General features: G+C 49.6%; 14 protein-coding genes and 1 tRNA gene. 6 read left to right on the top strand and 9 right to left on the bottom strand.

Annotated features, from left to right (window positions below):
* Nucleotides 1–186 precede the first annotated feature (186 nt).
* A complete protein-coding gene (locus MLC59_RS18675) occupies nucleotides 187–588 on the top strand; it encodes a MerR family DNA-binding protein (protein ID WP_248237118.1) in 402 nt (133 codons plus the stop codon).
* A 318-nt stretch (nucleotides 589–906) separates the two neighbouring features.
* On the opposite strand, the gene MLC59_RS18670 is transcribed toward MLC59_RS18675, so the two are convergent.
* The 8 genes from MLC59_RS18670 to MLC59_RS18635 form a co-directional block, all read right to left on the bottom strand.
* Nucleotides 907–1,872 (bottom strand): arsenic resistance protein, encoded by a 966-nt coding sequence (locus MLC59_RS18670; protein WP_248237117.1) that lies wholly within the window; start codon nucleotides 1,870–1,872, stop codon nucleotides 907–909.
* Nucleotides 1,873–2,165: 293 nt separating this feature from the next.
* Entirely contained in the window at nucleotides 2,166–2,780 is a 615-nt protein-coding gene (locus tag MLC59_RS18665) for a tyrosine-type recombinase/integrase (protein ID WP_149600559.1), read from the bottom strand.
* A 145-nt stretch (nucleotides 2,781–2,925) separates the two neighbouring features.
* Nucleotides 2,926–3,669, bottom strand: a complete 744-nt coding sequence (locus MLC59_RS18660; RefSeq protein WP_248237116.1) for an HNH endonuclease — start codon at nucleotides 3,667–3,669, stop codon at nucleotides 2,926–2,928.
* Nucleotides 3,666–4,838 (bottom strand): AAA family ATPase, encoded by a 1,173-nt coding sequence (locus MLC59_RS18655; RefSeq protein WP_248237115.1) that lies wholly within the window; start codon nucleotides 4,836–4,838, stop codon nucleotides 3,666–3,668. Before MLC59_RS18655 ends, MLC59_RS18660 begins: the two co-directional genes overlap by 4 nt.
* Nucleotides 4,839–4,931: 93 nt before the next feature.
* On the bottom strand, nucleotides 4,932–5,903 hold the full coding sequence (locus tag MLC59_RS18650) for a DUF3644 domain-containing protein (RefSeq protein ID WP_248237114.1): 972 nt from the start codon (nucleotides 5,901–5,903) through the stop codon (nucleotides 4,932–4,934).
* 626 nt (nucleotides 5,904–6,529) lie between these two features.
* Complete coding sequence (locus MLC59_RS18645; protein WP_248237113.1) at nucleotides 6,530–7,195, bottom strand: SOS response-associated peptidase family protein; 666 nt, start codon at nucleotides 7,193–7,195, stop codon at nucleotides 6,530–6,532.
* A gap of 151 nt (nucleotides 7,196–7,346) precedes the next feature.
* Nucleotides 7,347–7,676, bottom strand: a complete 330-nt coding sequence (locus tag MLC59_RS18640) for a DUF4113 domain-containing protein (RefSeq protein ID WP_248237112.1) — start codon at nucleotides 7,674–7,676, stop codon at nucleotides 7,347–7,349.
* A gap of 132 nt (nucleotides 7,677–7,808) precedes the next feature.
* Nucleotides 7,809–8,150 carry an META domain-containing protein gene (locus MLC59_RS18635; protein WP_248237111.1) on the bottom strand — a complete coding sequence of 114 codons (342 nt, stop codon included), beginning with the start codon at nucleotides 8,148–8,150 and terminating at the stop codon, nucleotides 7,809–7,811.
* 350 nt (nucleotides 8,151–8,500) lie between these two features.
* On the opposite strand from MLC59_RS18635, the gene MLC59_RS18630 reads away from it, so the two are divergent.
* Nucleotides 8,501–8,577 (top strand) — tRNA-Met (locus MLC59_RS18630).
* A 247-nt stretch (nucleotides 8,578–8,824) separates the two neighbouring features.
* Here the strand turns inward: MLC59_RS18630 and MLC59_RS18625 are convergent.
* Entirely contained in the window at nucleotides 8,825–9,031 is a 207-nt protein-coding gene (locus MLC59_RS18625) for a helix-turn-helix domain-containing protein (protein ID WP_248237110.1), read from the bottom strand.
* A 153-nt stretch (nucleotides 9,032–9,184) separates the two neighbouring features.
* Between MLC59_RS18625 and MLC59_RS18620 the strand changes: the two genes are divergently transcribed.
* From MLC59_RS18620 to MLC59_RS18605, 4 genes are all read left to right on the top strand, one after another.
* A complete protein-coding gene (locus MLC59_RS18620; protein WP_248237109.1) occupies nucleotides 9,185–9,430 on the top strand; it encodes a hypothetical protein in 246 nt (81 codons plus the stop codon).
* On the top strand, nucleotides 9,423–10,646 hold the full coding sequence (locus MLC59_RS18615; protein ID WP_248237108.1) for an Arm DNA-binding domain-containing protein: 1,224 nt from the start codon (nucleotides 9,423–9,425) through the stop codon (nucleotides 10,644–10,646). Before MLC59_RS18620 ends, MLC59_RS18615 begins: the two co-directional genes overlap by 8 nt.
* Complete coding sequence (locus MLC59_RS18610; RefSeq protein WP_248237107.1) at nucleotides 10,633–11,586, top strand: TraI domain-containing protein; 954 nt, start codon at nucleotides 10,633–10,635, stop codon at nucleotides 11,584–11,586. Before MLC59_RS18615 ends, MLC59_RS18610 begins: the two co-directional genes overlap by 14 nt.
* Before the next feature lie 153 nt (nucleotides 11,587–11,739).
* On the top strand, nucleotides 11,740–12,282 hold the full coding sequence (locus tag MLC59_RS18605) for a YqiA/YcfP family alpha/beta fold hydrolase (RefSeq protein ID WP_248237106.1): 543 nt from the start codon (nucleotides 11,740–11,742) through the stop codon (nucleotides 12,280–12,282).
* Nucleotides 12,283–12,514: the final 232 nt, after the last annotated feature.

Raw genomic sequence — 12,514 nt, 5'->3', positions numbered from 1 at the left:
AATGGTCAGTCAATGCCACGCACAGCCGGACAACATCGCGTGCCCGCTCATTGCTTCGTTACATGAGGGAGGTATTGTGACAAGAAGCCAAGTTGGTTAGCTTCTGAACCAATCGACCCCAGGCCCTGCCTGGGGCGCTTAAACACGCGATGGCTAAATCACCTTAATATGAGGGATGGTGTACCTATGCTGATAGGGAAGCTTGCTTTGGAATCCGGATTTTCCCGCGATACCATCCGGTATTATGAAAGAATGGGCCTTCTTCAGGATAGTGCTTCTTGTAAGCTGCAAAATGGATATACGGACTACCAGCCAGGTGTGCTGGAGCAGCTCATTCACATTAAGCAGCTCAAGGAACTCGGGTTCACTCTCAACGAAATCAAAAGCTTGTTAGAGACTGTAAGTACAGAACCGCAGCCTTGTGCCGACCTGCCCCAAAAGCTGGACAAAAAAATCGCCCAGCTAGATGAGAAGATGCTGTTGATAACGCTCTATCGCGACAAGCTTCTAGCGGTCCGAAAGGCGTGTAACGGAGAATGTGCAAGCGAGGCTGGGCTGCCCGAGTGTTTTGGCTCTCAGTGCTGCTGAGCTTTGCCAATGTCTTTGCACGAGCAGTCGACTGCGCAGCTGGCATTTCTCTGTTTGATCTTCATGTAGGTAAATAGTAATACGCCAGCAACGAGGAAGCCCACCGCTGCTCGCTCAAAATAGATTCCTAGCCCTGCTACGGCAGTAAATCCAAATGCGAGGCCCACTACCGGGATAGCGCAGCAACCGACGCATAGCGCAGCTGTGCTCAAAGCGAGCCGCTTGGGGGTCATCCGACTAAGTATATTTCTCTGCTTCATGTCTGCTCCCTGATCTTATTGGTTGGGAGCACTTTAAACCTTGGAGTACAGTCCACGGTCAAGCTGTTATCGGCTCTCGAATAAGCCATGTAGGAACCCACCTGACGTAAGCCACCATTCCAAACAGTTCAACCAGTGATTGAAGGACAATTACAACGGCGACTAGACTCCAGGCGTCCGGCAAGGAAAGTGCGAGCGGTAGCACGACAAAGGAGTTCCGGGTGCCAAGGCTGAAAGTCAGTGTGCGTCCGGCACGGGGCTCAAGCACAAAAGCTCTGTTGATCAATTTGCCGGCGGCCCCAGCAGCCAGCAGATACAGCACGAATACCACGACAACCTGCCACAGGATTTGCCCGGACTCTAATACGAGACTTACTTGGGAAGCCGCAATGATAAACACCACCATGGCGAGTAGAGGCACCGGAAACCAGCCTAGACCTTTCACGAAATCCGCAACTTTTTGGCGCTTCCCGGCAGCTTTTTCGGTGAGCCATGCCAGCGCCATCGGCAGCAGAATCAGACCGGCAAAGGCAGACAATAAATGGCTTCCAAAGGTGAGTTCGATCACCAGCTCACCTAGGAACAGCCAGATATAGAATGGCATTAGTAGCAACTGGGTAATTAAGAGGATGGGAGCCGCACTGACGGCGCGAGCCGCGTCACCGCGACCCAGGTGGGCAAAGCTGATAAACCAGTCGGTACAAGGAACCAGCAAGACCAGAAGCACGCCAAGCTTGATTGCGGCGTTGTCTGGCAATAGCAGAAGCAGCACGCCGGAGATTACCGGCATTACTATGAAGTTCCCCACCAGTAGCGCCGCTAGGAATCGCTTATCGCGCAAAGCTATGGCCATGTTCGCAAACGGTACTTGTGTAAAGGTTGCATAGAGAAGGCCAGCCATAAGTGGCCAAATCAATATCTCCCAACTGGCGGCGGTCTTCGGCAGTGTGTAGCCCATGGTCATCCCCACCAGGATAGCGGTGAGGTATATCCAGGCCTGTTGCCGTTCGATCGTGTCACGCATTCAGGGTCTTCCTTCTGCCAATCGGAGCGTCGTAAAAGAGAGGGACCTTTAAAAATTAGGAGGCAGTGTAAAGGGTCAGGGCTTTTTATGTGAGTCGGCCATCGCTTTTGCTAGCGATAGTCGGCTTCCAGTTATGGGGCAATAGCTCATTGATCGCGCTGTGGGCTTCCCCGGTCCACTGAATGTTCGCTTTTGTTTACGACTGAAGGAGCCTGATCGAAACCCGAAGGTGTTCATCAACCGGATCTGCCAGCGTCTGCAACATCCAGCGACCAAGGAGCCAAGTTACGCATTTAGATCTCAATACTCTCGGCTATCTCCAGAGCATCCTCAACCTCCACACCAAGGTACCGCACGGTGCTCGACATATTCGTGTGTCCCAACAGCAACTGAACGGCTCGAAGATTTTTGGTCTTCTTGTAGATCAATGTCGCTTTGCTGCGTCTCATTGAATGGGTTGCGTAGACTGAAGGGTCAAGTCCGATGCTGGTAATCCACTTTTTGACAAGACGGGCGTATTGGTGAGTAGTGATATGGTCGAACTTTCGCATCCGGCTCGGCCACAAATAATCCATACCCGAAAGTCCGCGCAACTCGATCCATGCCTCGACCGATTCGCGCGTCTTTTTGGTTATCTCAAACTGAACAGGCTGACTAGTCTTCTGCTGGATGACTTGCGCCCGGTCCAGAACCTCACCGTTTCTGGAAATATCTCGAACCAATAGCTTTACCAGATCGCAGGATCGGAGTTTGCAGTCAATTGCCATGTTGAACATCGCCAGCTCGCGGATGTTCTCTGCAATCTCCAACCGAATCCGGATAGCCCATATTTGTTCGAGTTTGAGCGGCAGCTTCTGGCCAACGAGCTTTCCCTTGTTCCAGGGAGCTTTGCTGATAGGAAATGTCATGACGTGGCCCTCTTTGGAGGGTAAAGGCCTTTAAGTATGGTTCAGAATATTGTTTTCTGCTGGCCAGCCAGGTCGCAAAGCGAACATTCAGTTGGCGCGGTAATGCCTAATCACGTGCGCCGTAGGCGTCACCTGAATTTACTTGTTAAGCGAATTCTAGAACTAGCTCCTTTCCACTTTCATAAAGTGTTTCCAAGTCATCATTCCATAAGTCATCATTTTTCAAAGCAGCAATAAGTCCAATAAAACTTCTATCGCTAAGCACTACTGTAGAGGTAGTTGCGGCATAAATTGCTTTTGGTTGACACTCAGCAAGAATGCCCTCGACAAGACTGATCAATCGGTTCTTTGATTGAGTTCTATCATTAGACTTGTAAGTAGAATACCGCTCCCAAGCCATTTCAATCGATTCAGCAATCTGACTACCAATTTCAAATCTCTTCAATACAAGTCGCTCTTGGTTGTTTAGGCCTACAACATCGATACTATTCTTCCCGAGCTGGGTAAGGCCTCGCATTCGATAAAATCTAATTGCCAAATGTTCTCTAGGATCGTTAACATAAGGATTCAATATAGGCTCGGAAATCACATCATGAGTGCCTTTGGAACCATTGCACTTCTTACAGGCAGGCAATAGGTTTTCCCAAGTTACAACCTTATCGGGATTATGCTTTTTGTCCTCAAAATGTTCGACCTCCATATACTTGCTTTCTTCTGTTAAGTCACATTCACAATACGAACATTTTCCAAAGCTAGACCTGAGCAAAGGCTCCTTAATGTGCTCAATATTCCATACGGAAAATCCACTTCTGGTGTATTCTTCAGTTAGCTCTTTAACCTTATCGCCTGTTAAAAAAAGAGGCTTTGGAAATCTTTCTAACTTGATCATGCCTCACCTTTAACTGCTGCCAGCTGAAATTTTAACAACTTCTTTAAATGGTTTTCTGGATGAAGCATTAGTTCTAGCTCTTGAAACGCTGCTAGAGATTTTGCATAGTCATCACTATCGATTGCAGCTTCAAAATCTGACATCAATTGATGATAGGTGTCAGTACGCGTATCTGACATTCCCATAACGTCGGTGAGCACCTCCTCTACAGTCCAACCTTGGAATCCATAAGAGCCTCCATTTAATTGTCTTCTGTACACGTCCCCCTCATTCTCGGCTAACGCTATAATTTCATTGGGTTTCGCATTTTGCAGAATATGAGGACTATGGGTAGAGGTAATAAATTGAATTTTTGGAAAAACTTTAATCAACATATTAGAAATCTTAGACTGCCACTCAGGATGCAAATGGAGCTCAAGTTCATCAATCAGAATAATTCCGTCAAATTCATCAGCTTTAATGCAGGGGTCTTTAAATCGAAATTCGATATCCTTAATTATTCCGAAAACAATCGATAGACAAGATTTAAATCCTGACGATAGGTATTCGTAATATATATCGCCGGCTGGAGAATTTACCATTATCTCATTAGAAGAAGCGAGGACCGTTTTGAAACTAAAATCTACTCTTAGCAATGTAAAAGCTTTTTTGGCTATTTCTAGGTTATGCAACTGCTCGGCCGTCAATGCCCCTTCATGAGCTGAATAAAGGTATCGGTTCACAAACCAATTTTTGACCTCATTTATATTCACGCCAGATTTCGCCTCTTGAAAAGAAGTCTGGGCGTTCTTATCGGCATCTCTGGCAACTGCTTGTAGTGGTTGATATTGGAATGTTCTAGTGACTTTTAGCGACAGCAATTTTTCTGCATATTGATGCAGGCCATTGATGTTTGAGCTTTTATTTGGCTCAAAATCAACGATTTGGACATTCGACTGATGGTTCCCACCATCTACTTCAACAGTTGCCGTAAAAGTTCCCCGCTCACTCGAAGCGCTTCTCTTTAGAATATTCGTACTACTAGCCGAAAATGAATGAGCAACACATTCAAGTACGGTAGTTTTTCCAATACCATTTGGGCCACAGATAAAATTCATATGGTCATCAAAATCGATATGTAGATTTCTAATTCCACCAATTCCTTCAATATCTATCGATTTAATTTTCATACTAGTCCCGATAGCCTGAGTGTAATTCACTTAACGCCCGCATTTTGGCTGGTTTGGAGCGCAGCGGAAAACCAGTCCGACAAAATGCGTTTGTTAACTTTTCTTTGTATAATGCTTATCAAACTCTTTCTGGATGTTCGGATTATAAAATGTCTTCTTTCCACCATTTGGATTTTTCGGGTTCAGAAGCCGCTCGTACGCAAACTTCTTGTCTGTTTCCAATTTTTTTCTGATTTTGTGATATTTTGCATTCATCTTAAAATCAGAATACCGCTTGGACAAGCGCGTACTAAGAATATCGTAATCCCACGGGTACTTATCCGAAAAATCTTCTTCTGATAGATAAACTGCGGTGGCACTTGGGTCATTAGTGACCTGAACAGGTAGACCAGATGTGCTCTTAACCTTCTGAAATTTGACATCAATTCTCAGAGTCAAGTTGTAATCGCCTACATCTTCGGTGCTGTCGTACCCTTCTTCTGACTTTTTAATGTACTCTAAAAATTTTCGTTCACTCGAATTGAGCGAAACTCCGGGGGCTTCATTGAAATTTCGAAAGAAAGATAGTGGCATGAGGTAAAAATTATACCCTGATAGAACATCTCCAAACCAAGTGGATACAAGATGAAGGTAGTTTTGCATTGATGCACTACCTAGTTCTTGAATCTTTAGAGACAAGAGCAAGTCGTCATTTACAAAATGTATTGAATTATCCCTAATCTCAGTAAGCGCGACCAGGTTGTCATATACCGCTTTGTTTATCTTTACGCCATAATCCTTGGTAGCGATTCGATAGGCTTCAAAGAGATTAATTGAAAGAGGGTTTCCAGAGCGATTAGTTTTTGGCCTCTTAACGGTAGATTTTTTTCCACTTTTTAGCGTTCTGTATTCCATTGCATAAAGCGAAGCCACTTTATTACTGGCCAAATTAAGAACTTTTGCTTTTAACAGTAACTCCCAAGAGTTAATACACAGAACAGAGAAGGTTTCCTCGCGATATTTGAAGTCAGGCTTATTGTAAATCTCTATCGCAGACAACATTGCCGCGATAGACTTTTCAAGCATTGATCGAGATCGTGACTTCATGAAGCTACCTTGGGCAGGTTAACATCTAAGCATTTAATGGTCGTGCGCAGCATGATTATTAAATGTCTGTTGGACTAAGTGGCCGGCACCGAAGCTGTCGGGCGACGTACAAGGATAAAGTAGTCGGGAGGCAGGGCTCGGAACGGTGAGACTGGCTGCCGAAGGATGAGCACCAGTGAACAGTAGCCGGGTTATATCCATCATTGGCCGATTCCTTATTGTGATTTAGCTCAGACTACCCCGCAGATGCTGCTATTTCCAGTCTCGGGCCGCACACCGGCCCAGCTCACAAGGACCTGTAAGCGGTCACCCGCCAGATCAGGAGCAGCGGAGGCTAGCCGGTTGGCACCGCCACTATCCTGAAGCGCGGGATCTGACGAACCATGTGAACCATGATCTGCTCCCCAGTAACTGAACCACTCACAGCTTCGTGTTCGTCAATTGAGAAAAGTTACCAGCCGATCTCGGCATTGTAAAAAGGCCCGCTTTCCAATGGGCGCGTAAATCTTATAAACAAGAGACTGCTAATGTTCGCTCTTGTTTAGTACCGGACCTTTCGGCTGAACCCGTCAATGACCCGGACAATCTGCCTTCGTGCAGTGCGCTCAGTCCGCTGGAAGCTCTTCGATTTCCGCAACGGGTTTCAGGTCCTGGGTGCTCCTGACCGGTTCACAAATCAGTGGCGTCGGTATGTGCGTCTTCATCAAATGCACGAACGCATCGGTGTGGTGAAAATCCGGATCCAGCCACAGATCAAAGTCCTGTGGCCTCAGCATCAGAGGAATGCTCTTCGGATGAATGTGACTGAACCGTGGGTGCGGTGGCAGTGTGATAACGGTGAACGAGCTCACCTGTTCCTCGCCAAAGTGCCAGGATTGCCATAACCCGGCCAGGGCCGTGGCTTCCCCCTTGGGGTGAATATTATAGACCTGCTTCCCTTGCCACTCGTGGAAAGCGCTGACCGGGACAATACAGCGATGGGAGGGATAGACCTTCTTCCAGAGCGGGCTGGAAGTGAGCCGGTCGCTGCGTGCATTGAAGGTGTGGAATTTCGGGTTTGGCCGGTAGCCATGCCCCTCTGGACGGGGCTCGATCAGCAACGACCAGATACCGGGCTCCAGATAACGGTCACCACCCGCCTCCATCACGAATTCGCCGATACCGCCAGGTGGCACATTCAGCTGGGGGCGCGGCGCAATACCTGGCAGGCCAAGCTGCCCCATTAGCTCCTGGACCTCAGGCGAATCCGTTACATTGTAGCGACCACACATGGACAGCCCCCCTGAATCCATCAGCCCCGTTTAGTGAATGTAGTCGAGGCAACATACCTCACACGCAGACAACAACCAAAGGCTGAACCACCAGTTGTCGTCGCCCGTAGCTGAGTGACTGCCGCACATTCTCTGGCCCGCCTGGTACCGATCAACTCACCGGTGGCAACTGGTGCCAGTCGGTCGTGTACGCCGGTGACAAGCGTGAACGTCGCATTGCATAGGCCTTGTTACCTGCCTGTCTTGCGGTGGTCAGGGCACCCCGGGATTGTCGGTTGACCTGATCCATCAACGCCATCAGCCGCTCGGAGCGGGCACTACCCCCAGGCTCAGCAGGCTCTGGTCCAAACAGATCCGTTTGTCGTGACAACGTAGTCACCTGGTCTCCGACCTCTTTCGGCGGGCCATGGGTAATCAGCGCATCGGTATCGTCTGGAATGACCCGCCAACGCTCCCGTAACGGCTCACCACGCGGCAGCATAAAGGCCCAGTCATAGAAATAAAAAAAAAGCAGACCAGTAACTTACTGATCTGCCTTTCTTTTATATAGTAGCGGGGGCTGGATTCGAACCAACGACGATTATGAGCCCGACGGACTTTATCCCAGGCACTGTCAGTACAGGTAAACCGCCTGGAACCCGGCCACCTCAGCACCCTGACCATCCCGGAACACCAGTGCGTCGCCGTCTACTGTCCAGGTCTCCGTGTTCTTCAGCGCCTCAAGCATTACCGCCTCCTGTTGCATCACTTCACGACAGGCCATCAACGTGGTGACCAGGTTCCGGAACCTGAGTTGATCACCATCCAACTGGTAACTGCCGGCCAGGTTGTTGCACCCGGTTGAGCCTGCAAGGCGCTGATTCTTCTGGTGCAGGACCAGGTGTGGCTCCCGGTGCCCCTCGATAACGGTTACTCCGGAATCCCCCAGGCTCACCAGCTTCCAGTAAGTGTTCAACAATGGCTGATCCGGAACCGATCGGCCGGTTGCGCACCCCGCCAAGACGGCAAACAACAACAGCAACGCCGCGCTTCTGACAACTCCCTCAATCATGCAGTTCTCCTGACCCGATCCTGTGAACGCTGAAATGTTCTACGATGCCCCGGAATCTTATCACCCTTTGGAACAGCTGCACTCACAGGCCGATTGGAGGTAAGGGTTATCCTCAACAAGAAAATCTTGAAATAGCCGTTGACAGCACCCCACCGAATCCTTAATATACGCACCACGTTGAGCGGTGAAGCAAACAGAAAACACTGCTAAAACAAAAAGTTAACCAGAACTTTTTGTGATGACGACAAGTTTGATGCGGGGTGGAGCAGTCTGGTAGCTCGTCGGGCTCATAACCCGAAGGTCGTTGGTTCGAATCCAGCCCCCGCTACCATATAATAGAAAGGCAGATCAGTAACTTACTGGTCTGCCTTTTTTGCGTTCGGGGCGGCCAAATTCCCCTGTGACGTATATGTGACACATATGTGCCAATACCTGTGACATCCTATTTTGATGGTTGGGTGAGATTGACCGTAAGTCTTTCTGTGTCACACGCCAAATAACCCCTCAGCGGACGGCTCGGTCACCCCTCATTCAGCAATCCCCTCCCTGGAATTACCCCTGCTATCTTTAATTGCTACCTATTGGTCTTCCTGAAACTCCAGCAGATCTCTGACCTCACATTTGAATAGTTTGCAGAGTTTGTCTAGCGCATCAAGATCGATCCTTTGAGCGGTCTCTTTGTACAGCAGAGTCACCGTGTTGCGATTCAGGCCGGTCTCTCGCGCCACATCCACGATCTTCATTTTGTGCTCGCCCATAATGCGGGCCAGGTGGCATCGAATCATCTCTAATTTATCCTTAATGGAAAAATATCATCCAGAATGGCAAAAAGCGCTTGCAAATGTTCTTTTGTTGCATAAAATGTCATTTAGGATGGCATTCTGATATAGGGGATGTCTTTTGTTGATCTAGCGTATCGCAACGGAAGGAATTTTTCGATGGAAAACTCTTACACCTATCTGACCACTGAAGAACTGGCTGGTCGAATCAAATATGACTGCCGGACCATTCGCCAGTGTCTGAAAGACACTGTTCTCCTCGAGGGCAAGCACTACATCAAGCCGTTCGGCCGCCGCAAGATTCTTTTTCTTTGGGAGGAAGTTGAAAAGGAAATGTTAGACGGTGCCCGGGAGCATGAGCTTTTGGCAATTCCTATGGCGAACGGGGTAGTTTGTCATGGGTAAGGTGAGAGCAAGGAAAGAGACGGGAAAGCTGTATTTGGACTTTATGTACGCAGGTCACCGGTGTCGGGAACAAACGGCATTGCCTGACACGCCTGTAAACCGCAAACGTGTAAATGCACTTTTACAGAAAGTTGAGGCCATGATTCTCTTGGGTGATTTCAACTATGCGGAGTATTTCCCTGATAGTCGTAACCTCAAGAAGGTCCAAGCCAACCAGGCAGATGCTGGGGTTGGCAGCACCTCAGAAAATGGCCAAGCATCTGATACTCCTCTGTTCACAGAATTCGCGGACCAGTGGTTCCTCGAATCCAGAATCCAGTGGCGGAACTCCCACACTCGTAATGTGGAATCCATTCTGGCCAGTTCTCTGAAGCCAGCTTTCAAGGGTAAACGGGTAGGCGAGATTTCCAAGCCGGATATTCTGGCCGCTCGTAACAAGATGGCTCGGAGGAAAGGAAGAGGAGCGAGTGGTTTGATGGCCCCAAAAACCATCAACAGCCACATGACCATTCTGCGTATGATTCTAACGGAAGCGGCTGAGCGATTTGACTTTACGAATCCCTATCTGAACATCAAACCGCTCAAGCAGCAGAAGGTACACATCGAGCCTTTCTCCCTGAATGAGGTAGAGATGATTCTCGAAACGGTCAGAGAGGATTACCACAACTATTACCTGGTGCGTTTTTACACCGGCATGCGAACGGGGGAGGTTGATGGCCTCAAGTGGGAGCACGTGGATTTCGAAAAGCGGGAAATCCTGATACGTGAAACACTTATCCACGGCCAAACCGAGTACACAAAAACGGACGGTTCTCAACGGGAAATTCCCATGTTCGGCCCCGTCTATCAGGCACTCAAATCCCAGTACGAGGCGACGGGCAAGCTCAGCAAGTTTGTATTCTGTAACCGGCTGGGAGAGCCACTAGACCACAATAACGTGACCAAGCGTGTTTGGTACCCGCTGTTGGAGCACCTCAAGCTGAAGAAACGCAGGCCCTATCAGACCCGGCACACGGCAGCGACGCTATTGCTGGCCTCTGGTGAAAATCCGGAATGGGTCGCTCGCACTCTGGGCCATTCCTCAACGGAAATGTTGTTTAAAGTGTATTCACGTTATATCCCCAACCTGACTCGCATGGATGGCAGCGCCTTTGAGCGTCTGATTCAGAGCAGGGTCATCGAAAACGATAAGGAGGCAGGTGATGAAACTGAATGATCTGCGCCCGTTGACCCAGGAAACGTTCAAAGGAACCTACCGACTGACAGGGCGTGTTGCCTGTTTTGATGATGAGGGTATTCCGTATCTGAAACTTCGCTTGAGCAGCTATGCCAGAGATATTGTGGTACTGGCGGTGATCGGCTCTATTGTGATTCCAGAGCATCTGGGACACATGGATCTGGTTGTGGTCAAAGGTCAGGTCTGTGTCGGTGCGGAGGAGAGTGAGATTCTTCTGACCGAAATCCGCCGCCCGTTGCAGGCAGATGTTGCCGGCTTGCCGGCGCTTCAGACTTTGCCACGAACGTTCTGCTCGAAGCCGGAGTCACTGGATCAGCTGGTGGCTGCGGTTCGGTCTCTGCAGTCAGCCCCGTTACAGATGTTCATTAAGCGAGTATTGGAGCGCCGTGACAGGCTGGAAGTTTTCCTGAAAGCTCCGGCGAGCAGGAATTATCATCACAACGAGCCCGGCGGGCTGCTGGCTCACTCCCTGGATGTTGCAAAGAATGTACTGGTCATGACGAAGACCAATGAACCAGACATGCCTCGAGAACTTCAGGAACTCGGTTTCGTCGCTGGATTGTTGCACGATATTGGCAAGACCTACACCTATGATACGTGGGGTAAGCCGACAGCAACCGCAAGGTTGTGCGACCACGCCGACATGACTCTGGAGGCCTGCGCCTACGGCCTGGCTTATCTTGACAAGGTAGACCCTGATGCGGCTCTTGCACTCCGGCACATTTGGACCTGTGCCTCGCCCGGTGCTCGCTACGGTGTCAGCCCTGCGATGACGCTTGCCCGCTATGTTCGGGACGCCGATGCCCAGAGTGCCATGGCTGACAATCAGCGGAAGGCCTATCGAAAGCGCCAGCCAATCGGTTTTGGGCGGCTCGGAAAAAACACATATTGGCGGCCATCGATAGAAGCTCATGGATGAGGCGGATGAAACCACGGTGAGGGGTGTGAGCACGTTGCGGCCACACCCCTTTTTATTCGATGTTGTGTGAGCGCAGCAGCTGGGCTGTGAAGCAGGCATTTACCCGGCAACGGTGCTAAGGTCAGGGAAAATATAGCGTCCAGAGCGAAGAATATGCTGAAAATATACTACCTCCACGGCTTCGCCAGCCGCTTCGATATCACCAGTGACAAGCTCAAAGCGCTCGCCAGGCTTGGTCCTGTGTATGGTCACGACATTGATTACACTCAAATCTCGGAAGACGTCATTGAAGTTAGTCTGGACAAGCTGATGCAAGTGAATCCAGACCTTCTGGTTGGGACCTCGATGGGGGGATGGCTGGCAGGTATTTTGGGCGCTGAGTCCGGCATTCCGTTTGTCGCCATCAATCCGGTGACGGATCCTGCGCATACGCTCAAGCCGAAGATAGAGCCGGGTGTTGATCATCAGGGGCAAGCCTATCAACTGACGGACGAAGTTGTTTCAAGCTACTATCCCTTCACCCACTATGGCAGCGGGCTCGTGTTGCTGGATCAGGGGGATGAATTACTTCCGTGGAACGACACTGTTGTGGCGCTTGGCGACTATTTTCCGGTCCATAGCTTTGCGGGCGGTAGCCACCGTTTTGAGCACATGGAAGAAGCGTTGAGGCTGATTCGGGACCATGTGAAAAATTAATGCCGGAAACAAGGCTGGATGAAAGGACTCATCACCGGACCCATAGGGGGAGTTAAAACCTAGATCCGCTATGCCTTGGCACACAAAGTCTGTCGGGCTCTCTTCCATTTCGTGTGGAATCGGTCGCCAGCTAACGCCTTTTTGAGCCATACTCGCTGATATCTTCTGACCTCCAGCGAACATCTCTATGAATCCGGAACTCTTGTTCACACAAGCCTTGGGTCTGACGTCA

The sequence above is a fragment of the Marinobacter bryozoorum genome (genome assembly GCF_023156245.1).
In the GTDB taxonomy this organism is placed as follows: domain Bacteria; phylum Pseudomonadota; class Gammaproteobacteria; order Pseudomonadales; family Oleiphilaceae; genus Marinobacter; species Marinobacter bryozoorum.
Note: the sequence above shows the minus strand (reverse complement) of the source record. Positions and strands in the feature narration are given on the sequence as shown.

Excerpts from the sequence above, each read along its gene's own strand:
- MLC59_RS18675 (WP_248237118.1), top strand. The coding sequence starts at position 187 with ATGCTGATAGGGAAGCTTGCTTTGGAATCCGGATTTTCCCGCGATACC.
- MLC59_RS18670 (WP_248237117.1), bottom strand. The coding sequence starts at position 1,872 with ATGCGTGACACGATCGAACGGCAACAGGCCTGGATATACCTCACCGCT.
- MLC59_RS18665 (WP_149600559.1), bottom strand. The coding sequence starts at position 2,780 with ATGACATTTCCTATCAGCAAAGCTCCCTGGAACAAGGGAAAGCTCGTT.
- MLC59_RS18660 (WP_248237116.1), bottom strand. The coding sequence starts at position 3,669 with ATGATCAAGTTAGAAAGATTTCCAAAGCCTCTTTTTTTAACAGGCGAT.
- MLC59_RS18655 (WP_248237115.1), bottom strand. The coding sequence starts at position 4,838 with ATGAAAATTAAATCGATAGATATTGAAGGAATTGGTGGAATTAGAAAT.
- MLC59_RS18650 (WP_248237114.1), bottom strand. The coding sequence starts at position 5,903 with ATGCTTGAAAAGTCTATCGCGGCAATGTTGTCTGCGATAGAGATTTAC.
- MLC59_RS18645 (WP_248237113.1), bottom strand. The coding sequence starts at position 7,195 with ATGTGTGGTCGCTACAATGTAACGGATTCGCCTGAGGTCCAGGAGCTA.
- MLC59_RS18640 (WP_248237112.1), bottom strand. The coding sequence starts at position 7,676 with ATGCTGCCGCGTGGTGAGCCGTTACGGGAGCGTTGGCGGGTCATTCCA.
- MLC59_RS18625 (WP_248237110.1), bottom strand. The coding sequence starts at position 9,031 with ATGATTCGATGCCACCTGGCCCGCATTATGGGCGAGCACAAAATGAAG.
- MLC59_RS18620 (WP_248237109.1), top strand. The coding sequence starts at position 9,185 with ATGGAAAACTCTTACACCTATCTGACCACTGAAGAACTGGCTGGTCGA.
- MLC59_RS18615 (WP_248237108.1), top strand. The coding sequence starts at position 9,423 with ATGGGTAAGGTGAGAGCAAGGAAAGAGACGGGAAAGCTGTATTTGGAC.
- MLC59_RS18610 (WP_248237107.1), top strand. The coding sequence starts at position 10,633 with ATGAAACTGAATGATCTGCGCCCGTTGACCCAGGAAACGTTCAAAGGA.
- MLC59_RS18605 (WP_248237106.1), top strand. The coding sequence starts at position 11,740 with ATGCTGAAAATATACTACCTCCACGGCTTCGCCAGCCGCTTCGATATC.